Here is a 20,245-nt window from a genome sequence, read left to right as displayed (position 1 = left end):
GGCACGCACCTTGCCGAACCCGGCTCCAGCGGAATACAGTACGTACGTACGGTTTGGTTGACTCGACGACTGGAGCTGCCGATGTGGGATCCGAAGAAATATCTGGCCTTCGATGACCACCGCTCGCGCCCGTTCTTCGATCTGCTGGGTCGAATCGGGGCCGAGGATCCCCGCCGGGTCGTCGATCTCGGCTGCGGCCCCGGGCATCTCACCGCAGCGCTGGCCGAACGCTGGCCCGGCGCCGTGATCGAGGCGTCCGACTCCTCACCCGAAATGGTCTCCGCGGCAAGAAGTCTCGGCATCGACGCGACCCTCGGCACGGTAGAGGATTGGCGACCGGCACCGGATACCGATGTCGTCATCACCAATGCCGTGCTGCAATGGGTGCCGACGCACACCACTCTGCTGCCGCGATGGGTGAGTGCGCTGCCCACGGGCGCCTGGCTCGCGTTACAGGTGCCCGGCAACTTCGACGCGCCCTCCCACCGCGTGATTCGCGAGCTCGCGGCCCGCGACGAATGGCGTGACCGGCTCGCGCCCGCGGGCATCCTGCAGCCGCGTGATGTGCTCGACCCCAGCGGATACGCGCAGGTGCTGACCCTCGCCGGATGCGAGGTCGACGCCTGGGAGACGACCTACCTGCAGCGCCTGTCGGGGGAGGATCCGGTGTTGGAGTGGGTCACCGGGACGGCTTTGCGCCCCGTGCGCGATGCGCTCGACGACGCGGGCTGGCGGGAGTTCACCGCGCAATTGGCGCCGCTGTTGCGTGCTGCCTACCCGCGTCAACTCGACGGCACCACCTGGCTGCCTTTCCGGCGGGTCTTCGCCGTCGCGCGCAAGCTCGGCTGAGCGCCCTCAGACACTGCCCGGCGCGACGAACATAAAGCTCTTCTCCTCGACGCGCTGTTTGATCCGCCACCGCCCCTCGATACGTTCGAAGGTGTCGAGATACCAGAGCCCGCACAGCATCAGGCTCTGCTTTCCTTCACCTGTCGAGACCAGCATCGGGTTGTGGCACATGGTGCGCCCGGTGGCGGTGTCGCCATCGACGGTGATGGAGGAATTGCTGATCAGATGCTGGAACGCAAGGAAGTTCGGCATGACGGTGGCGAGAAATTTCTTCGTCGATTCGAGATCGCCCACCGCGCCGCCCATGGCCGAATAGTCGATATGCGCATCCGCGGTGAAGACGTCGTCGAGCAGATCCCACTGGTGGGTGTCTACCGCATGCGAGTACCGGACCATGAGGTCCTCGATCTCCAGACGGTCCGAAATCTCCTGCAGGGACAACATGGTGCCTCCGAATTGCCTACACAGCGCTCCGGCGGGGCGCGGAACTGTGAGTCAGGGTAGCGTCGAAACCGTTTGGCCCCGCGTAGTTCCAGCAATGGGTGGGGAGAATTGCGTCTACCGAGGAGTGTTATGAGAATCGGCATCATCGGCGCGGGCCGGATCGGCGGCGGCATCGCCCGCCAACTGGCCATGGCTGGGCATCAGATCCAGCTGGCCTTCAGCCGGAACCCGGACACGCTGACGAAATTGGCCGCCGATATCGGGCGCGGCGTGACAGTCGGCGAACCCGCGGCGACAGTCGCGATCTCCGATGTGGTGGTGATCTCGGTGCCGTGGCCGGTGGTTCCGGAGGCATTGGCACAGGCGGGTTCCCTCGCAGGCAAGATCGTCATCGACACCACGAATCAGTTCGGTGTGCCGCAGCCACCGGAAGGTTCGACGGCCGCGCAGTTCAATGCCGAGCGGATGGCCGGCGCGCGCTACACCAAATCGTTCAACACGCTGACCTCCGGCTTCCAGGCCGAGGCCGCCCACCGAGTCGGCGATGACCGGGTGGTGCAGTGGCTATGTGGTGACGACGCGGAGGCCAAGGCGATCGTGGCCGGGTTGATCACCGACGCCGGTTTCGTGCCGGTGGATCTCGGCGAACCCGCGGCCGCCGCGGTGATGGAGGCCCCGCGTCGTGACGGTGCGGTGTACGGCGAGGAGTACCGCGCCGCCGATGCGGATGCGGTGGTGCAGGCGGTGGCGGACGGTAAGCCGATCCCGCCGGTGCCCGAATATCGCTGACCGAAGACTAGGAGCAGGTGCTAGCTGATCGCGTCGCGCACCCGTCCGTCCGCGTCGCGGAGGAGTTTGCGTGCCGCTGGTGCGTCGACTCCGGCCAGGCGCATGACGACGGCGGTCTTGACGTGGCCGTCGGCCGCGTCCAAAAGTGCTGCGGCCGTGGCGGGGTCGACTCCGGTCGCTTCGGTGATGATGCGGTGTGCCCGGTCTACGAGTTTGGCGTTGGTCGGCTTCACATCCACCATCAGATTGCCGTAGACCTTGCCCGCCCGCACCATCGCGGCGGTGGAGAGCATATTGCACACCATCTTCTGTGCCGTGCCCGCCTTCAATCGGGTGGAACCGGTCAAAACCTCGGGGCCCGTGTCGATTTCGATGCCGACGTCGGCGTGTGCGCTCGTTTCGGCATTGCGGTTGCAGGAGATGGCGACGGTCGCGGCGCCGATCGAGCGGGCGTGCCGCAATGCGCCGATGGCGTAGGGGGTGCGTCCGCTCGCGGCCAGGGCGACGACCACATCGTCGGGGTTGAGTTCGATCGCGGACAGGTCAGTAGCGGCGCGGGCGGGATCGTCCTCGGCTCCCTCGATCGCCCGCAGAAAGGCATCCGGTCCGCCCGCGATGATCCCCAGCACCTCGCCGGTATCGGTGCCGAAGGTTGGCGGACATTCGACCGCGTCGAGCATGCCGAGTCGGCCACTGGTGCCCGCGCCGATATAGATCAATCGACCGCCACGCTGCCGCGCCTCGACGATCAGCTCCACCGCCCGCGAGATCTTCGGAATCGCCTGCGCCACAGCCGAAGCCACACCGGCATCCTCGGTGTTCATGGTGCGCAGCAGTTCCTCGATCGGCATCGAGTCGAGTGTGGTGGTGCGCGGGTTCGTCGCCTCCGTTGTCAGCGAACCGATTTCGGTCACCGTGCCACCGGTGTCGCGCATTTCATTGGACCTCCTTGGTTCGGCGATCGGCTACCGCCGCGTGGGTGCGGCGCAGAGCTTTCGCCGCGGACGGCGTGCGTTGCAGGACTCCGACATACAGTGCGTCGACGATGAGAAGTTGGCTCATGCGGCTGGCCATTGCCGCGGAACGGAATCCGTCCTCGCGCCCGGCGACTAGCACGGTGTGCGCGGCGGAATTCGCGAGTCCGGAATGCGTTCCGGCAGTCACGGCGACCGTTGCCACACCCGCGTCGGCGGCCCTGCGCACCGCTTCGACCACCGCGGCGGTTTCGCCCGAATGCGAGAACGCGACGGTCACATCGCCCGCCTGCAACAGGCTGGCCTGTACCAGCGCATCGTCCTCGGATATACAGGCGGCACACCACATTCCGATGCGGGTCAGCTTCTGTGCCATATCCATCGCGACGAGTCCGGAGGCGCCGATGCCGACGAGCAGCACCCGCCGCGCACCCACCAGGGCGTCGACAACGGATTCCATCGTCACCGGATCGGCGAGTTCCGCGGTCGCGACCATGCCCTCGGTTTCGAAGGCGGTGAGTTTGTGCAGGACCTTCGACAGTTCGTCATCGGCGGCTATGTCGGTGGCGAAGACCGGCGATCCGTCATCACCGCCGACGGCGGCCAGTGCCAGCCGCAACTGCGGATAGCCTTCGTAGCCAAGCGTTTTGGCCAGGCGCACCACCGCGGAAGTGCTGGTCGTCGACCGCTCGGCCAGCTGACTCACCGTGAGCTGCGCGGCGGCCGCCGGATCGTGCCGGATCACCTGCGCGACGCGCAGGGCGGTCGGTGTGAGCCGCGGCAGGGCGGCGAGCAGGCGGGTGCGTACATCGTCGGACTCAGGCATGGCTCACCACGAGTCGTCGAGGCGCGGCGGTGGTTGCGGCGGGGAGCGTGCACCCGGCCGCGCCCGGGGTGATCGAACCGAGCACTGCCGCACGTCTGGCTCCGGTACAGGCGGGATGGCTGCCCGCTAGGCCGTGCGCGGTGAGGAAGCCGAGCACGGCGAATGCGGTGGCCTCCTTCGCCGCCGAGGGGAGTCCGAGTTCGTCGGAGGTGCACAGTTTCGCACCGTCCAGATGTGCGCCCAGCACTGCCATCAGGGTGGGATTGCGAGTTCCACCGCCCGATGCGATGACTTCGGTCGGGTGCAGCGGCGCGAGGGCGTCGGCGATGGTGCGTGCGGTCAGCGCTGTCACAGTTGCGACAATATCGTCGGCGGATAAGGTACGGCCGTACAACACGCGCTCCAAGTAGGCGCGGTTGAACAGCTCCTTGCCGGTGGACTTGGGTGCTGGCGCGCGGTAATAGGGCTCCGCGAGAAGGGTTTCCAGTAGATCGGCGTCGACCTGGCCGCGCGCGGCGCGCATGCCCGCACGATCGAAATGCTCGGTGCCGCCGGTGCATCGTTCGACCGCCGCGTCGATCAACGCATTGCCCGGTCCGGTGTCGAAGGCGACCGGCTGGTCACCGGTGACGGTGACATTGGCGATCCCGCCGATATTCAGCGCCGCCGCTCGCCCGGGACGCCCGGCCAACCACAGCACGTCGAAGAGCCCGACGAGCGGTGCGCCCTGTCCGCCCGCGGCGATATCGCGCGAGCGAAAATCGCTGACCACGGTCACTCCGGTGCGTTCGGCGATCCAGGCAGGCTGACCGAGTTGTAGCGTGCCGCGGGTCTTACCGTCGGACACCCAGTGATACACCGTCTGCCCGTGTGATGCGACGAGATCGGCGCTGCCGCTGAAGAACTCGCCCATCGCGGCGTCGGCGGCGTCGGCGAAGGCCTGACCGATCGCGGTATCCAGTCGGCACACGGTTGCCATCTCGATCGAACCCGGCGGCACGGCGGCGATGAGTTCCGAGCGCAGCGTGTCGGGATACGGTCGACTGAGCTGCCCGATGAGCCGGACGTGAATGGTCCTGTCCCGCAGGATGATATCCGCACCGACAGCATCGATCGCATCGTGCGATGTCCCCGACATCAATCCGATGACACGCACTATGCCACCGCCGCAACGGTTTCCGGTTCCTCCGGCGTGGACGCAGGATGGAACAGGCTCGCGATCCCGCCGACGACCAGCGTGACCAGCACTCCTATCGGCACCAACCACTGTGCCGCGATACCCTTTTCGACCACCTTCCCGGCAACGGTCACATCGATCTTGACGACCCGCACGACGAAGGTCATCACGACCACCGTGGCGATGAAGGCAATGATCGCGTCGAACTGATTGGCACGCGCCACAAGTCGTCCGAGCAGGAACGCGCCCAGCAGCGCACCGTAGGTGTATCCGGCGATGGTGAGCGCCGTCAGATACACATTGCCCGTCGTCGCGCTGAAGCCCATCGCGAAAAGCGCCATCAGCGCCGCCCACACCAGCGTCATCACCCGGGCGAGCCGCAGCAATGTCTGATCGGCGAGCGTTCGGCGAGAGAAGCTGCGAATGATATCGGCGACCGTCGAATTCGCCATCGAATTCAACGCCGAGGACAGCGAACCCATTGCCGCGCCCAGGATTCCGGCGACGAGCAACCCGGAGATCACCACCGGCAACCCGTGCAGAATGAAATTCGGATACAGGCTGTCCGCGCTGGCCAGCCCGAGTTCCTTGGCCGTCTTGCCGCCGTTGTAGGACCACAGCAGCACACCTACCAGGGAGAATGCGGCGAACTGGATGGCAACGAAGATGCCCGAACCGATTATCGCCCGCTGACTGTCGCGCAACGACCGCGTCGCCAGGATGCGCTGCACGATCAGCTGATCGGAGCCGTGTGAGGCCATCGCGAAGATCGCGCCGCCGATGATCGCGGTCGGAAGCGCGAAGGTGCTGGTCAGAATGTGCGCGATGCCGAAATCGGTATCGAAGACGCGGAACTTGCCCGCGTGCAACGCATCCGACCATCCGGAGCCCCCGACGTGACCGGTGAGCACACAGATCGCGATGAGCGCACCGGTGAGATAGAGGCCCATCTGCAGCGCATCGGTCCAGATGACCGCCTTGATGCCGCCGAGGTAGGTGTACATGACGGTGAGCAGCGTCAGCGCGACGATGATCGCGTCGTAGCCGAAGTCGAGCCCGAATTCGCTGAGCAGCAATTTGATCGGTATCGCGGAGGCGAACAGTCGCACGCCCTCGGCGAGTAGCCGGGTGAATACGAAGGTCACCGATGCCACTCCCTGCAGGTAGCGGCCGAAGCGCAGTTCGAGGTACTGGTAGGCGCTGACGAACCCGCCGCGCTTGTAGAGCGGGATCAGCACGATCGCCACGATCGTGCGCCCGATGATGTAACCGATGGCCAGCTCGACATTTCCGAAGGCCTGATCGGTATACGCACCGCCCGGAATCGAAATGACGGTGAGCACACTGGTTTCGGTGGCCACCACCGAGAAACATACTGTCCACCACGGCATTCGGCCCTCACCGACGAAATAGTCGCTGCTGGACCTCTGTTTTCCGGACAGCCGTAGGCCGATCCACGCGACGGCGACGAGATAGACGACGATGACGGCGAGATTGAGTGCGTTCAACGCAGCTCCCCGGTGACGCGGCGGACGGAATGCAAGTAAGTGTCAGATGTTATGCGATGTCTGTCAATGATTGTCAGACGATTCGGGTGACCAGGGCTTCGAGTGCGGTGGCCGGATCGAGGGCGAGCAGGGCCGCACCGTCGATGGGGTCACCGAGGGGTTCGCGGCGGTCGATCGCGTGGGCGATCTGCCGGTCGAGCGGGTCCAGCAGTGGCGCACCCAGTTTGGTGAGTCCGCCGGTGATCGCGTAGGGGACCGGCGGGTGGATGCCGGATCGCTCGATCGCGGCGAGGACGGTTCGGCCGAGTGCGCGGGCGGCGGTCGCCATGATCGCCGTGGCGATGTCGTCCACAGCGGCTGCGACAACGGGTGCGAAGCTGGCGGCGACCGATGCCGGATTATCTTGTTCGCCAAGGTATTTCGGCAATGCGTCCAGATCGATACCGAAGTGTTCGCCGACCTTCTCGGCCAGGACGGTGTGTGGCCCGCGGCCGTCGTGGGAGCGCAATGCCGCGCGCAGACCTTCGAGGCCGATCCAGCCGCCGCTGCCCTCGTCACCCAGTTGCGGTCCCCAGCCGTCGACTCTGGTGAACCGACCCGCCGCGTCTACCGCCGTCGCGACGGCTCCGGTTCCGATCGCCAGCACGACTCCGGGAGAACCGCCCAGCGCCCCGGCGTGCGCGGTGACGGCATCGGAGGTGACGGCGACCGAGCCAGCGAACTCGGCCAATCGCCGGGCGAGGAATGCGGCCGCGTCCGGGGCCGAGGCAGCTCCCGCCGCGCCGACGGCGAGCGTGAAAGTGGTTGGTATCGGCGTTATCTGGTCGATGACCGCACGAATCGCGCGTTCCGCCTCCGCGACACCGGCGGCATGGGCGAGTCCAGTCGCGCCTGGTGCTTCGGCGTAACCCGTCTGGGTTCCATCGAGGCGCAGCGAACCGCGACAGCCGGTCTTGCCGAGATCGATCGCGAGCACATGGCTGGTCATGGGGAACATCCTTACCAGCAGGGCGGGCGTCCTCACCACCTGTGTGGCATCGCCCAGCCGGGTAGGGATTTGCGTGCGGCGGCGGCGACCGTGGGCACGATGGCCAGTGCCAGGATGCCGCCGCCGATAGCCAGCATGGGGTAGCCGGCAGCGGCGACGACGAGCCCTGAGGCCATGCCGCCGGTGGCGCCCGCGATGGCGATGGTGACGTCGACCAGGCCTTGGGTTTTGGCGCGGGTAGCCAGCGGCACGGCGTCGGTGATGATCGCGGTGCCGGCGACGAGGCCGAAGTTCCAGCCGAGACCGAGCAGTGTGAGTGCCGTCGCCAGCAGGGCTACGGAGTCGCCGGGCGCGCAGGCGGCGACGATTCCGGCGCCGAGCAGGGTCAGCCCGGAGCCGGCGGCGATGGTGAAGCGGCCGTAGCGGTCTACGAGCCAGCCGGTCAGCGGCGATGGCAAGTACATCGCGCCGATGTGGATGGCGATGACGAGGCCCGCGGCGGCGGTGCCGTGGCCGTGGTCGTGCATGTGGACGGGTGTCATCGTCATGATCGCGACCATTACGAACTGGGTGAGCACCATGACCGTCACACCGACCAGCACGCCGGAGCCGCGCCTTTCGACCGCTTGGCGCGGCAGGCCATCGGCATGGTCGGGCTGTGCGCCGATGCGTTCGGCCTCGAGCGTGCGGGCAAGCAGTAGCGGGTCGGGGCGCAGCCAGATGGCCAGCACCACGGCCGCCAATGCGTATGCGGTGCCGGCGAGCAGGAACGGACCGGCCAGGTGGGGGATACCGAGTGCGTATGCGAGGTCGCTGGTCGGCGCGGTGAGGTTGGGGCCGACTACCCCGCCGAGTGTGGTGGCGACCAGCACGGTGGACACGGCACGGGCGCGGTGCTCGGGGCCGGCCAGATCGGCTCCGGCATACCGGGCTTGCAGATTGGTGGAGGTGCCAGCGCCGTAGACGAACAGCGCGACGAACAGCAGGATCGGATTGTCCACGACAGCGGCCGCGATGACCCCGATGCTGCCGATGGCACCGGTCAGATACCCGGCGACCAGGCCGGGACGGCGGCCGCGGGCTTGCGAAATTCGTCCGACGGCGACGGCCGCCAGTGCGGAGCCTGCGGTGCCGAGTGCACTGGGCAGACCGGCAAGGCTGGTTGAGCTGAGCATGTCCTGCGCGAGCAGTGCGCCTACGGTTACGCCCGCCGCCAGCCCCGCGCCGCTCAGAGCCTGAGCGGCGACCAGGACGAATAGGGTGCGGCGCTGCGCCTGGGAGCCGGGGAGATCATCGATCCGGGCCGATACTGAAGTCGCCACGACAGAGTCAGCCCAGCTCGCCCAGGTCAAGGCGGTCGCGGAGTCCGGCGGCAGTGAAAGCCGCGACCAATTCGGCACGGCCCTCGGTGAAGTGGGCCCAACCCTCATAGTGAACGGGAACCACCCGACGTGCGCCGAGGAGCTCGGCGGCCTCTGCGGTCTGGGTACTGTCGAGGACGATCGGCGCACCGTCGAAGAGAACGGAGAAGCGGGGCGCTCCGGCGAAGAGGATGGCGGTGTCCACCGGTGCGAAACGCTCGGCGATCTCCTCGACCGCAGTGAGCGAGGCGTTGTCGCCGCTGACATAGACGGTGGGCAGGCCTTCCCCGGTCAGTACGAATCCGACAACCTGGCCGGTGATCGGTTCGACCTCCTCGCGTGCGCCCGGCCCGTGGATCGCGGGCACCCCCGTCACGGTGATCGTGCCGCCGCCGGGGCGGTCCAGCTCGATCGACTCCCAGTCGACCAGACCTTTTGCCCCGTTTCCGAGGCGTTGCCCGCCACCCGGCGTGGTGAGGGTGAGCGGCACGTCGGCGAGCAGGGCACGGCCGGCGTCGTCGAGGTTGTCGGGGTGCTCATCGTGCGAGAGCAGAACCACGTCGACGCGGCCGAGGTCGGCCGGCGCCGCGGCGGCTGGCGCGGTCTTGGTCAACAGGCCGCCGGACTGCTGGTAGTCGCGGGGCGCGTCGAAGGTCGGGTCGGTGAGGAACCGCAGCCCGCCGTATTCGAAAAGGGCGGTCGGGCCGCCGAAGACGCGGACGCAGACCTGCTGATCGGTTGTGCCTGCAGAAGCCACTAGCAAACTCCTCACGGATGAAGCTCGAAATATCCGTGAGATACGGTAGGGCGTTCTCACGGATAAAAGCAAGTCGTAACATGAGAGTCGTGAGAGAAGCCTTGCCCGCGCCGTTGCCGCCCGCACCGGGGGCCGAGCAGTACCTCGCTCTCGACTTCGCCGACAGCGCCTATGTGCTGCCCGGTGGACACTTCATCGATCTGCTCGGCACCCCCGAATCGACGAATCGGTGGCTCGCCGAACGCGGTCTCGCGCCCGCCGATGCCGGAGTGCAGGAGATGTGCGCGACGCAGCTGCGCGTGTTGCGCGAACACGTCAGGGCATTGTTCGCCGCCCGCGTCGCGCGGCAGCCGGTACTACCCGCAGCGCTGTCCGCCGTCAACGACGCGCTGAGCCGGACCCCAACGGCCGCCCTGTTGCAATGGGATGAGACGAACGGCCCCTACCGCGCTGCGCTGTGTCCACCCAACGAGATCCTCGACCGCGCGCTCGCGACGCTCGCCACGGATGCGGCCGACCTGCTCACCGGCCCCGAGGCCGACTTCCTGACCACCTGCGACTCCGCCCCGTGCAATCGGTACCTGATCCGCCATGGCCGCCGTCACTGGTGCTCAACGCGCTGCGGCGACCGCGCTCGCGCCGCCCGCGCCTACGCCCGCGCCAAGTCGAAGGCGGACTGACCCTGCTCACCGGTCATGCGGCCGGGCCGGCAAGGGTCTCCTCGAGACGCCTTGTCCGACGGCGGTCACGATATCGCCGCGACCGGTGGCCAATCTTGCGGCTCGACATGGGATCCCGGTAGGTAATCGCTGATCCACCGGCGGTCCTGGGCTCCGTAAACTCGAGGTATGGACGTTCCGTCGAAGCTGTTGCCATGACCGAGCGCAAACCACTTGGCGTCACGTTCGAATCGTGGATCGACAAACAGATCCGCCAGGCGACCGAACGCGGCGAATTCGACAACCTCCGGGGCTCGGGGAAACCGATTCCGGACTCGGTCGATGACGAGAACTGGTGGCTGAAGAGCTACCTGCGTGGCGCAGGCGTGCGTGCGGACGGCCTGCTGCCTCCGTCTCTGGTGTTGCGCCGCGATATCGAGGAACTGCCGGAACTGGTGCGGGATATGACTTCCGAGCGCGAGGTTCGCGAAGCGGTTTCGGAGCTGAACGAGCGCATCGTGGACTGGCTTCGGATGCCGCACGGGCCGTTTGTTCCCGTCGGACCGGTGAATACGGAGGCGGTCCTCGCACAGTGGCGCAGTGGCCGAGCTGCCGCACGCCCGAAGAAGCCGCCGAAAACGAGTGCGCCGAAGACTCCTCCGCCGGCCGAACCCCGTTGGTGGCAACGGATTACGCGCCGCCGTTCGACCCGACAGTCCTAAACGCTCTGTCGCAGCGCCGCTTGCTCGGCGAGCTCGAGCTCGATGAAGGCGTCGATCATGGCCCGCCACACCGACTCCGCGACCGCAGGGGCCAAACCGGCTTCGGTGGCACGCGCACGGGCCAGGGCCACCACCTGCGCCACCCGATCCGGCGCGCGCACGGCGTGTTCATCGGTCTTGAACGCCGCCGCCGAGCGCACCAGTCCCTGGCGCTGTGCCAGGAGGCGGATCAACTCGGCGTCGACGGTGTCGATGCGGGCGCGGACCTGGGCAAGCGAGTCGGGTGCGGACATAGCCGCTCATCCTACGGGCCGTCAGACCAGAAACCGCAGCGCCGAGGGTTCGCCGCGTTCGAGGGCCGCGGCGTGCTCGGCGACATTGAGGCCGTCGCTGAGCGTCGATCCGGCATCGAGCAGTTCGACGAGTTTCGCTTCGGCGTCTTTGACCGCTGCCGCCGCATCGAGCAATGCATCGATCCGCGCGGGATCGACGACGATGACACCTTCGGCATCGGCCAGGATCAGATCACCGGGAGCCACCTCGACACCACCGCAGATCACCGGGATCTGCAGCTGGCCGAGTTCAGATGTGGTGCCCGCCATCGGCGTAACGAACCGGCTGTACACCGGCAGCGCGCAGCCGCGAACATAGGCGATATCGCGGTACCCGCCATCGACGATGATGCCGCCGAGACCGCGGACGAGCGCGCCGCGAGCGAACAACTCGCCGGCGAACGCGATTTCGGCACCACCACCGTCGACCACGATGACGTCGCCGGGCGCGGCCGTCTCGACAGCCCGTAAGACCGCGAGGAAGTCGCCGCGACAGCGGACGGTGAACGCGGGGCCGAAGATGTGCGGCTCGGCGGATCGCGGTCGAATCGCGCTGTCGAGCACCCGCGTCGACTTATCGGCGTCGCAGATGGCCGTCGTATCGACGGTGCGGAATTTCGTGACGAGCTGGTCGGTCGGCATCGGTGACGCCCCTTCCGAACTCGAATGACGGATCAGCTGGCATCGTACGGTCTCCCGCCGCGGCCGCTACGAACTCGCCGATGCTCGCATCGGGCTCGCACTGTCATCGGCGTCGTTATCCCGCGCGCTACCCCGAATTCGACCTGCGCAGCCATATGATCAGACATCGGGTGGGGCGGATGGAAGGGCAGCCGCTGTTCACCCCTTCTCGATCGAGAGCCTGCGGGGAAGTCGGCGGAGTACGAAATCGGTTGTACGACCGGTCACGAGATACGGAGGTGCGGTGCGCCTGGATGCCGGGGTGGCGCGGGAACGGTTCATCGCGGAACCGGTAGCCCGGCTTGCCACAGTGTCGACGGACCTGCGTCCGCACATTGTGCCGATCGTATTCGCGGTCGCGGATGAGACCATCTATACCGCGGTCGATGCGAAACCGAAGACGACAACCGCCCTGCGCCGATTGGCGAATATCGCGGAAAACCCGTCGGTCGCCGTGCTCACCGACCACTACAGCGATGACTGGACACACCTGTGGTGGGCCCGAGCCGACGGCACCGCGCGCATCGCCGACAACTCCGAAGCCCAACTGGCCCAACGCCTTCTGGCCGCACGCTATCCGGTGTACGTGTCCCAGCCGCCGCCCGGCCCGGTCGTGGCCATCGATGTCACCCGATGGTCGGGGTGGTCCGCGAGCTGATACGCGGTGCCGCACTGTGGGTCGGCCGCTGCTATCGCCTGAACGAGTACTACGGGTAAGCCGACCGTGCAACCATGGGACTGCCGAGTCGAGAGGGGACGCAGATGGGGAAGCTGGCGGATCCGGCAGGATCGTCGCCACCTCGTCCATCGTCGGCCGCATGGGAGCGGCGAACTCGGGCCACTATGCCGCGGCGAAATGGGGCGTGCTGATTGTCCCGCAAGAGGTTTCCGAAACCATCCTGCTCCTGGTCGGCGAACGCGGCCGTCACTTCAATGGCGAAGCCATCACCATCTCGGGCGGCATGAGCGCGGGCACCAGCTGAACATGCCCTGCCGCAACCGAACCCGGTACAGCAGTCGGATGCTCCAGCCGCGCAACGACACTGGCCTCCCGCTCGAACCGCCGCCGCAGTTCGGCATCGCCGGAGACCTCACGGTTGAGCAACTTCAGCGCGACCGATCGCGGCAGCCGAGGATGCCGAGCGAGATAGACCGTTCCCATACCGCCTTGTCCGAGTACGCCGTCGATGACGTAGTCCGCGAACGTCGAACCAATATCGGGATGAACCACGATCCCCCTCGTACTGCAGCGGTAATGAGCCGCGCCAGCATAGCTAGGAATCCCGGATTGTCTTGTGCGCCTGAGAGATAGCTGCTGCGGCCCAGGGCGGTGGTGACGATTTGTTCTTGACCTCGAGGTCTAGAACGTTTACGGTCAGAGCGTGGGTAGGCCGAGAAGCTTCGATGACGACACCGTGATCGAGCGCGCGATGGAGGCGTTCTGGACCCATGGCTACTCGAGCACTTCACCTGCCCAGCTGGCGGAGGCGACCGGGGTCGCGAAGGGCAGCCTCTACAACGCCTTCGCGAGCAAGCGGCAGCTATTCGACCGAGTCTTGGACTTCTACCACCAACAGATCGCCGAGCTGGCGAAAGGCCTTCTCGACCAACCCGGTACGACGCGCGACTGCATCGGCGCCGCGCTGCGATTCGTCGTCGATTCCGACCTTGCCCAGCCAGTGCGGCGCGGGTGCTTGATCGGCAACACGGCGGTCGAGCTCGCGGGCCATGACCCCGCGATGGCGCAGAAGATCCACAAGATGCAGGACGAGTCCATCGACTGGTTCGCGGCCAGGATCGAACGGGGACAGCGAGACGGCGACGTCGAACGCGAGCTCGATCCGCGCGCTTACGCGGAATGTCTGGCGAACACGCTCGCGGGCCTACGCGTCATGGCGATGACTCACGACGCGCCGGTACTTCATCGAATCATCGATACGACCCTCAGCACGCTCTGACAACGGCGGGCTCGCATGCCCGCCCTTCCTTATGTCCGCGTTTTAGACCGATAGTTCAAGAAAGGTTGATCGGATGGATCTTCAGCTCAATGGAAAGACCGCGGTGGTCACCGGCGCCAGCCGTGGCATCGGGCTCGCCGTCGCCCAGGCCCTGGCGCGGGAAGGTGCCCGTGTGATCGGTGCTGCACGCACCATCACAACTGCTTTGGAAAAGGCCACCGTGGCAGTGGTGCAGGCTGATTTGTCCAATCCCGAAGGTGCGCGGGCGGTCATCGAGGCCGCGGTCGCGGAAACCGGCGGGGTCGACATCTTGGTCAACAATGTCGGCGCCGGAGATAGCGACCGAGTGAAACTGGGCGGGTTCCTCGATGCCGACGACCAGCAGTGGCGAGACCTGTTCGACCTGAACCTGTTCAGCGCGGTCTGGACATCACGCGCGGCCTTGCCCAGCCTGATCCAGCGGCGCGGAGCGATCATCAACGTGTCCTCGATCAACGCCCGGGTGCCGGCAACCGGCCCTGTCGGCTACAGCGAAGCCAAGGCGGCACTCACCGCTTTCAGCAAACGCCTCAGCGAAGAGTTCGGACCCCGAGGAGTGCGGGTCAACACCGTGTCTCCGGGCCCCGTGGGCACCGGGGTGTGGCGCGATCCCGAGGGATTCGGCGCCAAAGTCGCCGCCCACAACGGAGCCACCCACGAGGACTTCCTCGCCGCCATGCCCGAAACGTTCGGCATCGCTTCCGGCCGGATCGCCGAACCCGAAGAGGTCGCCGCTCTTGTCGCGTTCCTGGCATCCCCGGCGGCGGGCAGCGTGCTCGGGGCCGACATCGTGATCGACGGCGGCACCATCAAGACCGCCTGAGCCACAGCGACTTCCCCGAACCATCTCCAACTCCAGAATCGAGAGCCCGATGACCACTAGCGACTTCGACACCCGGTACCTGCGGACCTGGACCGAGCCCGACCCCCGGATTCGCCGCGCGAACATCGACCGCCTGTGGGCCGCAGACGGCCGCATGGCCATCTCCTCGCTCGGAATCACCATCGAGGGCATCGACGGCATCGCTGCGCACATCACGCGCGTGCACGAGGAAAACATCGCCGGCAAGGGACTGACCTTCACCTACGACCAGGACATCGAATCGGGAGACGCGCTCCTGCTGCGCTGGTCGATGCTGACCCCAAGGGGCGAGACCGTCGGTCGCGGGGTGGACGTCGTCTTCCGCGATCCGAACGGACTCGTGAAGACCGTCTATATGTTCATGGGCGTCAACTGAGAACCACGACGCTTCTCGACGGGTTCGCGGCCGGGCTATACCAGCGCCGGGCTCGGGCAAGTGTGCGCGCATCGCTCAGCATGCTCGTGAACGTAGGACAGCCTGCCGCCGGGTCTCGTCCGGATCGCGTCGAACCGATCGACGTCGGTGATAGTCGGGTCAGTACGCGCCGAGTGCTTCGAGGATCATCGGACGCGCGGTCGCGAGCGCCTGCTGCCAGTAGGGCCAGGTGTGTGTTCCATTGACGATGTCGATGCGCGCGGGAATTCCGAGCTCTGCGATTCGATCACGGAACATCTGGGCGGAAATCAGCGTCATCGCCTCGAGGCCCATCGCGTTGATGGTGTTGCCGAGCCCGTAGGGCAGGTCGGGCGGACCGGGCTGGCCGTTGCCCGTCGAGAGGTATATCGGCAGGCCGCGCAGCAATTCTGCCTGCACGGTGGCATCGTTGCGAGGCCAGGCGGGGTCACCGGCCGGACCCCACATGTCGTCCACATTGAAGTTGCCCTCGTCCCGCATGGCGGCGCGCATCGCCTCGTTCCAATGCGGAAATGTCGGATGCACGAATCCGGAGAAGGATCCGGCGAACTTGAACTGGTCGCGATGGTGTCCCGCCAGTATCAGGGCGGCATTGCCCCCCATGGAGGGCCCGATGATGGCGTCGTTGGTGCGCGATACGCCGAACTGTTGCAGGAATGCGGGTAGCTCCTCGGTCAGGAAGGTCTCCCACCTGTACGTCGTCGCCTGACCGTTGGTACTGCTCGGCCGGTACCAGTCGGTGTAGAAGCTCGACCGGCCACCCACCGGGAAGACCAATGTGACGTTGTCGCCTGCGAACTGGCGCAGCGCGTCGGTATCGGTCGTCCACTGACTGTGGTCGTTCGGTGCTCGGAGACCGTCGAGCACGTAGAGGGCGGCGCTACCACCACGGGCCGCCCACTGCACCTGGACCTTGATCGGCCCCATGCTCGACGGCACGAATAGCTCGTCGTAACCGCCTGCCGGTGTGCGCAGCCTCGGTGCGTGCAGCGGTGCGGCGGTAGCCGCCGCGGCACCGATCGACGACACAAGAACAGCTGTTGCCAAGACAGCGCAGGTCTTGCTCAGCCAACCCCGCCTGGATAGTGCTGCCGCACCCACCCGCATACCTCCTACCTTCTTCCCGGTCGATGACCGAGGAGACTCGAATTCGGCTGTCGCTCAGGCCAAGTGGCCGCTGCGGGGTGCGGCGGTGCCGCGCCCGGGATCGAAAGTCATCACAGATTGTGCCGCAATCGCTCTCCGACAGAGGTGAATGCCGCGACAGTGTCGCTCAAAAGTTGCCGCAGCATGGGCGGGCCATTTGCGTGACGGCCAGCGTTCGCCCGCTGGTCTTGCGAATGTGGGACGATCACGTAGGTGACCAGCAGACCAGCCACCGAGGACTACCTGCGCGACCTCGCACGGCTGCGCCGCGTCCGTGACCGGATCGACCGCGAGTACGCACAACCACTGGACGTCGAGGCGCTCGCCCGTGACGCGCACATTTCCGCCGGGCACCTCAGCCGCCAGTTCAAGCTCGCCTACGGCGAGTCGCCGTATGCCTACCTGATGACACGGCGCATCGAACGGGCGATGGCGCTGCTGCGTCGCGGCGACCTGAGCGTCACCGAGGTCTGCTTCGCGGTCGGCTGCTCGTCGCTCGGCACCTTCAGCACGCGCTTCACCGAATTGGTCGGTATGCCACCGAGCACCTACAAGCGCGAGGCGGAGCAGGCAACCGCCGGGATGCCGCCCTGCGTGGCGAAACAGGTGACAAGACCGATCAGGAATCGAGAAGCGCAGGTAGCCGCGCAGAAATTATCGTGATCGCCATGGACATCACCATTCACCAGACCTATCTCCCGCAGGACGACCCGGACGCCGCCCTGGCCTTCTATCGCGACACCCTGGGCTTCGAGGTCCGCAACGACGTGGGATACAACGGGCTGCGCTGGATCACGGTCGGTCCACCTGACCAGCCCGACGTATCTATCGTCCTGCATCCACCAGCCGCCGACCCCGGCATCACCGACGACGAGCGCCGCACCATCACCGAGATGATGGCCAAGGGCACCTACGCCAGCATCAACCTGGCCACCAAGGATCTCGACGGCGTCTTCGAACAGTTGCAGGCCAGCGACGTCGCCGAGGTCGTCCAGGAGCCGACCGACCAGCCGTATGGCATTCGCGACTGCGCCTTCCGCGATCCCGCGGGCAATATGGTCCGCATCAAGCAACTGGGCTGATACAGCCCGAGCTGCCCCAAAGACGCAGCCCGACCTGCGGCTCCGTGAATGAGCCAGCACGCGACGCCGGTGGCGGCCGCCTACCAGCCACCGGCGCCTGCGACGGCGAACGTTTGCCACGACCGCGCCGACGAAGAAGAACCGAACGCACTGCTCGAAGCTGATTAGATCGAGCCAGACGACTCCGACGGAGACCGCGCAGGCGGCCCGCGCAACAGATGGAGACACGATCAGCATGGCCAAGAAGACGGACGCACGACAGGTTGCCGACAGCCACGATCTCATCCGCGTGGTCGGCGCGCGCGTCAACAATCTGAAGGACATCAGCATCGAGATCCCCAAGCGCCGGTTGACGGTGTTCACCGGCGTCTCCGGTTCTGGCAAGAGCTCCCTGGTGTTCGACACCATCGCCGCGGAGTCGCAGCGGCTGATCAACGAGACCTACAGCACCTTCGTGCAGGGCTTCATGCCGACGCTGGCACGACCGGAGGTCGACGTACTCGACGGGCTGACCACCGCGATCATCGTCGACCAGCAGCGGATGGGCGCCGACCCCCGCTCCACGGTCGGCACCGCCACCGATGCCAACGCGATGCTGCGCATTCTCTTCAGCCGAATCGGCAAGCCGCACATCGGCTCACCGCAGGCGTTCTCCTTCAACGTCGCCTCGATCAGCGGTGCGGGCGCGGTGACCGTGGAGCGCGGTGGCCAGACCGTGCGGGAGCGTCGTAGCTTCAGCATTACCGGCGGCATGTGCCCGCGCTGTGAGGGCAGGGGCGCGGTCAACGATATCGACCTGACCCAGCTGTACGACGACACCAAATCGCTCAACGAGGGTGCGCTCACCATTCCCGGCTACAGCATGGACGGCTGGTTCGGTCGAATCTTCACCGGCTGTGGCTTTTTCGATCCCGACAAGCCGATCAAGAGGTTCACCAAGCGCGAGCTCAACGATCTGCTGTACAAGGAGCCGACCAAGATCAAGGTCGAGGGCATCAACCTGACCTATGAGGGCCTGATCCCGCGGATCCGCAAGTCGATGCTGTCCAAGGACATCGACGCGCTGCAGCCGCATATCCGCGCCTTCGTGGAGCGGGCGGTCACCTTCACCACCTGCCCCGAGTGCGACGGCACCCGGCTCAGCGACGAAGCCAGGTCCTCGAAGATCAAGGGCGTCAATATCGCCGACGCCTGCGCGATGCAGATCAGCGATCTCGCCGAATGGGTCGGCGGTCTGAAGGAGCCGTCGATGGCGCCGCTGCTCGCCTCGCTGCGGCACACCCTGGACTCGTTCGTGGAGATCGGGCTCGGCTACCTGTCGCTCGAACGGCCGTCGGGCACGCTGTCCGGCGGTGAGGCGCAGCGCGTCAAGATGATTCGCCACCTGGGCTCCTCGCTCACCGACGTGACCTATGTCTTCGACGAGCCCACCATCGGCCTGCACCCCCATGACATCCAGCGGATGAACGACCTGCTGCTGCGGCTGCGGGACAAAGGCAACACGGTGCTGGTCGTGGAGCACAAGCCGGAGACGATCGTGATCGCCGACCACATCGTCGACCTGGGCCCAGGTGCCGGCACGGGCGGCGGCACCGTCTGTTTCGAGGGCACCGTCGACGGGCTGCGGACCAGTGGCACCATCACCGGCCGCCATTTCGACGACCGGGCCGCGCTCAAAGAGACGGTGCGAAAGCCGAACGGCGCGTTGAAGATTCGCGGCGCGTCGACGAACAACCTGCGCGATGTCGACGTCGACATCCCACTCGGGGTGCTCGCCGTCATCACCGGCGTCGCTGGTTCCGGCAAGAGCTCCCTCGTACACGGGTCCATCCCGGCGAGCGAGGGTGTGGTGTCGGTGGACCAGGGTGCGATCCGCGGTTCGCGGCGGAGCAATCCGGCGACCTACACCGGACTGCTCGAACCGATCCGCAAGGCGTTCGCGAAGGCCAACGGCGTGAAACCGGCGCTGTTCAGCGCCAACTCGGAGGGGGCCTGCCCCAACTGCAACGGCGCCGGTGTCGTCTACACCGATCTCGGGATGATGGCGGGTGTGGCGACCACCTGCGAGGAGTGCGAGGGGAAGCGGTACCAGGCCGCGGTGCTGGACTACCACCTCGGCGGCCGCGATATCAGCGAGGTGCTCGCAATGCCGGTGACCGAGGCCGAGGAGTTCTTCGGCACCGGCGAGGCGCGAATCCCGGCGGCCCACAAGATTCTGCAAGGGCTCGCCGACGTGGGGCTCGGCTATCTCAGCCTCGGGCAGCCGCTCACCACGCTGTCCGGCGGCGAGCGGCAGCGGCTGAAGCTGGCCACCCACATGACCGAGAAGGGCGGCGTCTACGTCCTCGACGAGCCGACCACCGGCCTGCACCTCGCCGACGTCGAACAGCTCCTCGCCCTGCTCGACCGCCTCGTCGACTCCGGCAAGTCGGTCATCGTCATCGAGCACCACCAGGCCGTCATGGCGCACGCCGACTGGATCATCGACCTCGGCCCCGGTGCGGGCCACGACGGCGGCAAGATCGTCTTCGAGGGCACCCCCACCGACCTCGTCGCCGAGCGCGCCACCCTCACCGGCGAGCACCTCGCCGCCTACGTGGGCGCCGCGGCGCAACCGCGAGCACGCCGCACCCGCCGTTGACGATCACCGCACGGCCGATTTTGCGTGGATCGTGC

Annotated in this window: 23 protein-coding genes; 11 read left to right on the top strand and 12 right to left on the bottom strand. The window is 66.6% G+C overall.

Translation table 11 applies throughout. The features are described from left to right. Nucleotides 1-81 precede the first annotated feature (81 nt). Complete coding sequence (locus ACHQ4I_RS25825; protein ID WP_420774427.1) at nt 82-849, top strand: trans-aconitate 2-methyltransferase; 768 nt, start codon at nt 82-84, stop codon at nt 847-849. Between the two features lie 6 nt (nt 850-855). On the opposite strand, the gene ACHQ4I_RS25820 is transcribed toward ACHQ4I_RS25825, so the two are convergent. Beyond that, nucleotides 856-1,293, bottom strand: a complete 438-nt coding sequence (locus tag ACHQ4I_RS25820) for a nuclear transport factor 2 family protein (RefSeq protein ID WP_420774426.1) — start codon at nt 1,291-1,293, stop codon at nt 856-858. A gap of 72 nt (nt 1,294-1,365) precedes the next feature. Between ACHQ4I_RS25820 and ACHQ4I_RS25815 the strand changes: the two genes are divergently transcribed. Next, nucleotides 1,366-2,082 (top strand): NADPH-dependent F420 reductase, encoded by a 717-nt coding sequence (locus tag ACHQ4I_RS25815; protein ID WP_420774425.1) that lies wholly within the window; start codon nt 1,366-1,368, stop codon nt 2,080-2,082. A 20-nt stretch (nt 2,083-2,102) separates the two neighbouring features. Here ACHQ4I_RS25815 and murQ read toward each other — a convergent pair whose 3' ends face one another. The 7 genes from murQ to ACHQ4I_RS25780 all read right to left on the bottom strand — a co-directional run bounded on the left by murQ (nt 2,103) and on the right by ACHQ4I_RS25780 (nt 9,673). Further along, the gene (gene murQ, locus ACHQ4I_RS25810) at nt 2,103-3,017 is read right to left on the bottom strand and encodes an N-acetylmuramic acid 6-phosphate etherase (protein ID WP_420774424.1); all 915 of its coding nucleotides are present in this window, start codon (nt 3,015-3,017) and stop codon (nt 2,103-2,105) included. 1 nt (nt 3,018) lies between these two features. Beyond that, on the bottom strand, nt 3,019-3,882 hold the full coding sequence (locus tag ACHQ4I_RS25805; protein WP_420774423.1) for a MurR/RpiR family transcriptional regulator: 864 nt from the start codon (nt 3,880-3,882) through the stop codon (nt 3,019-3,021). After that, on the bottom strand, nt 3,875-5,038 hold the full coding sequence (locus ACHQ4I_RS25800) for an anhydro-N-acetylmuramic acid kinase (protein ID WP_420774422.1): 1,164 nt from the start codon (nt 5,036-5,038) through the stop codon (nt 3,875-3,877). The genes ACHQ4I_RS25805 and ACHQ4I_RS25800 overlap by 8 nt, the downstream gene beginning before the upstream one ends. Then, entirely contained in the window at nt 5,038-6,567 is a 1,530-nt protein-coding gene (locus ACHQ4I_RS25795; RefSeq protein WP_420774421.1) for a sodium:solute symporter, read from the bottom strand. The genes ACHQ4I_RS25800 and ACHQ4I_RS25795 overlap by 1 nt, the downstream gene beginning before the upstream one ends. 73 nt (nt 6,568-6,640) lie before the next feature. Then, the gene (locus tag ACHQ4I_RS25790; protein ID WP_420774420.1) at nt 6,641-7,555 is read right to left on the bottom strand and encodes an N-acetylglucosamine kinase; all 915 of its coding nucleotides are present in this window, start codon (nt 7,553-7,555) and stop codon (nt 6,641-6,643) included. Nucleotides 7,556-7,587: 32 nt separating this feature from the next. Beyond that, the gene (locus ACHQ4I_RS25785) at nt 7,588-8,877 is read right to left on the bottom strand and encodes an MFS transporter (protein WP_420774419.1); all 1,290 of its coding nucleotides are present in this window, start codon (nt 8,875-8,877) and stop codon (nt 7,588-7,590) included. Nucleotides 8,878-8,884: 7 nt separating this feature from the next. Beyond that, nucleotides 8,885-9,673: an MBL fold metallo-hydrolase gene (locus ACHQ4I_RS25780; RefSeq protein WP_420774418.1), complete on the bottom strand. Its 789-nt coding sequence runs from the start codon at nt 9,671-9,673 to the stop codon at nt 8,885-8,887. 89 nt (nt 9,674-9,762) lie between these two features. Here ACHQ4I_RS25780 and ACHQ4I_RS25775 point away from each other — a divergent pair, with 89 nt between their 5' ends. Together ACHQ4I_RS25775 and ACHQ4I_RS25770 are read left to right on the top strand one after the other, a co-directional pair. Then, complete coding sequence (locus ACHQ4I_RS25775; protein ID WP_420774417.1) at nt 9,763-10,353, top strand: ABATE domain-containing protein; 591 nt, start codon at nt 9,763-9,765, stop codon at nt 10,351-10,353. 194 nt (nt 10,354-10,547) lie between these two features. Then, a complete protein-coding gene (locus ACHQ4I_RS25770) occupies nt 10,548-11,054 on the top strand; it encodes a DnaJ family domain-containing protein (RefSeq protein WP_420774416.1) in 507 nt (168 codons plus the stop codon). Here ACHQ4I_RS25770 and ACHQ4I_RS25765 read toward each other — a convergent pair. Together ACHQ4I_RS25765 and ACHQ4I_RS25760 are read right to left on the bottom strand one after the other, a co-directional pair. Continuing rightward, the gene (locus ACHQ4I_RS25765) at nt 11,051-11,347 is read right to left on the bottom strand and encodes a chorismate mutase (RefSeq protein WP_420774415.1); all 297 of its coding nucleotides are present in this window, start codon (nt 11,345-11,347) and stop codon (nt 11,051-11,053) included. The two genes, ACHQ4I_RS25770 and ACHQ4I_RS25765, sit on opposite strands and share 4 nt — an antisense overlap. A 21-nt stretch (nt 11,348-11,368) precedes the next feature. Beyond that, nucleotides 11,369-12,028, bottom strand: coding sequence for an RraA family protein (locus tag ACHQ4I_RS25760; protein WP_420774414.1), 660 nt, complete (start codon nt 12,026-12,028; stop codon nt 11,369-11,371). A gap of 289 nt (nt 12,029-12,317) precedes the next feature. Between ACHQ4I_RS25760 and ACHQ4I_RS25755 the strand changes: the two genes are divergently transcribed. Further along, a complete protein-coding gene (locus ACHQ4I_RS25755; RefSeq protein ID WP_476445410.1) occupies nt 12,318-12,725 on the top strand; it encodes a TIGR03668 family PPOX class F420-dependent oxidoreductase in 408 nt (135 codons plus the stop codon). A 267-nt stretch (nt 12,726-12,992) separates the two neighbouring features. On the opposite strand, the gene ACHQ4I_RS25750 is transcribed toward ACHQ4I_RS25755, so the two are convergent. Further along, nucleotides 12,993-13,298 (bottom strand): protein kinase family protein, encoded by a 306-nt coding sequence (locus ACHQ4I_RS25750; RefSeq protein ID WP_420774412.1) that lies wholly within the window; start codon nt 13,296-13,298, stop codon nt 12,993-12,995. A gap of 151 nt (nt 13,299-13,449) precedes the next feature. On the opposite strand from ACHQ4I_RS25750, the gene ACHQ4I_RS25745 reads away from it, so the two are divergent. The 3 genes from ACHQ4I_RS25745 to ACHQ4I_RS25735 all read left to right on the top strand — a co-directional run bounded on the left by ACHQ4I_RS25745 (nt 13,450) and on the right by ACHQ4I_RS25735 (nt 15,302). Further along, on the top strand, nt 13,450-14,025 hold the full coding sequence (locus ACHQ4I_RS25745; RefSeq protein ID WP_420774411.1) for a TetR/AcrR family transcriptional regulator: 576 nt from the start codon (nt 13,450-13,452) through the stop codon (nt 14,023-14,025). A gap of 73 nt (nt 14,026-14,098) precedes the next feature. Further along, nucleotides 14,099-14,887: an oxidoreductase gene (locus ACHQ4I_RS25740; protein WP_420774410.1), complete on the top strand. Its 789-nt coding sequence runs from the start codon at nt 14,099-14,101 to the stop codon at nt 14,885-14,887. A gap of 49 nt (nt 14,888-14,936) precedes the next feature. Further along, on the top strand, nt 14,937-15,302 hold the full coding sequence (locus ACHQ4I_RS25735; RefSeq protein WP_420774409.1) for a nuclear transport factor 2 family protein: 366 nt from the start codon (nt 14,937-14,939) through the stop codon (nt 15,300-15,302). A gap of 159 nt (nt 15,303-15,461) precedes the next feature. Here the strand turns inward: ACHQ4I_RS25735 and ACHQ4I_RS25730 are convergent, their stop codons facing one another. Further along, nucleotides 15,462-16,448, bottom strand: a complete 987-nt coding sequence (locus ACHQ4I_RS25730) for an alpha/beta hydrolase (protein ID WP_420774408.1) — start codon at nt 16,446-16,448, stop codon at nt 15,462-15,464. Nucleotides 16,449-16,700: 252 nt separating this feature from the next. Between ACHQ4I_RS25730 and ACHQ4I_RS25725 the strand changes: the two genes are divergently transcribed. The 3 genes from ACHQ4I_RS25725 (at nt 16,701) to ACHQ4I_RS25715 (ending at nt 20,210) form a co-directional block, all read left to right on the top strand. Then, complete coding sequence (locus tag ACHQ4I_RS25725; protein ID WP_420774407.1) at nt 16,701-17,150, top strand: helix-turn-helix transcriptional regulator; 450 nt, start codon at nt 16,701-16,703, stop codon at nt 17,148-17,150. A gap of 5 nt (nt 17,151-17,155) precedes the next feature. Then, nucleotides 17,156-17,569: a VOC family protein gene (locus ACHQ4I_RS25720; protein WP_420774406.1), complete on the top strand. Its 414-nt coding sequence runs from the start codon at nt 17,156-17,158 to the stop codon at nt 17,567-17,569. 235 nt (nt 17,570-17,804) lie between these two features. Continuing rightward, nucleotides 17,805-20,210, top strand: coding sequence for an ATP-binding cassette domain-containing protein (locus ACHQ4I_RS25715; RefSeq protein ID WP_420774405.1), 2,406 nt, complete (start codon nt 17,805-17,807; stop codon nt 20,208-20,210). The last annotated feature ends 35 nt before the right edge of the window (nt 20,211-20,245 follow it).

This window comes from Nocardia nepalensis (assembly GCF_048910785.1).
Classification (GTDB): Bacteria; Actinomycetota; Actinomycetes; order Mycobacteriales; family Mycobacteriaceae; genus Nocardia; species Nocardia nepalensis.
The sequence above is the reverse complement of the archived record's forward strand: the minus strand, read 5'-3'. Positions and strand labels throughout refer to the sequence as shown.

Coding starts and splice junctions, on each gene's coding strand:
- ACHQ4I_RS25825 (WP_420774427.1), top strand. CDS start 82: ATGTGGGATCCGAAGAAATATCTGGCCTTCGATGACCACCGCTCGCGC.
- ACHQ4I_RS25820 (WP_420774426.1), bottom strand. CDS start 1,293: ATGTTGTCCCTGCAGGAGATTTCGGACCGTCTGGAGATCGAGGACCTC.
- murQ (WP_420774424.1), bottom strand. CDS start 3,017: ATGCGCGACACCGGTGGCACGGTGACCGAAATCGGTTCGCTGACAACG.
- ACHQ4I_RS25805 (WP_420774423.1), bottom strand. CDS start 3,882: ATGCCTGAGTCCGACGATGTACGCACCCGCCTGCTCGCCGCCCTGCCG.
- ACHQ4I_RS25790 (WP_420774420.1), bottom strand. CDS start 7,555: ATGACCAGCCATGTGCTCGCGATCGATCTCGGCAAGACCGGCTGTCGC.
- ACHQ4I_RS25770 (WP_420774416.1), top strand. CDS start 10,548: ATGACCGAGCGCAAACCACTTGGCGTCACGTTCGAATCGTGGATCGAC.
- ACHQ4I_RS25765 (WP_420774415.1), bottom strand. CDS start 11,347: ATGTCCGCACCCGACTCGCTTGCCCAGGTCCGCGCCCGCATCGACACC.
- ACHQ4I_RS25760 (WP_420774414.1), bottom strand. CDS start 12,028: ATGCCGACCGACCAGCTCGTCACGAAATTCCGCACCGTCGATACGACG.
- ACHQ4I_RS25740 (WP_420774410.1), top strand. CDS start 14,099: ATGGATCTTCAGCTCAATGGAAAGACCGCGGTGGTCACCGGCGCCAGC.
- ACHQ4I_RS25735 (WP_420774409.1), top strand. CDS start 14,937: ATGACCACTAGCGACTTCGACACCCGGTACCTGCGGACCTGGACCGAG.
- ACHQ4I_RS25730 (WP_420774408.1), bottom strand. CDS start 16,448: ATGCGGGTGGGTGCGGCAGCACTATCCAGGCGGGGTTGGCTGAGCAAG.
- ACHQ4I_RS25720 (WP_420774406.1), top strand. CDS start 17,156: ATGGACATCACCATTCACCAGACCTATCTCCCGCAGGACGACCCGGAC.
- ACHQ4I_RS25715 (WP_420774405.1), top strand. CDS start 17,805: ATGGCCAAGAAGACGGACGCACGACAGGTTGCCGACAGCCACGATCTC.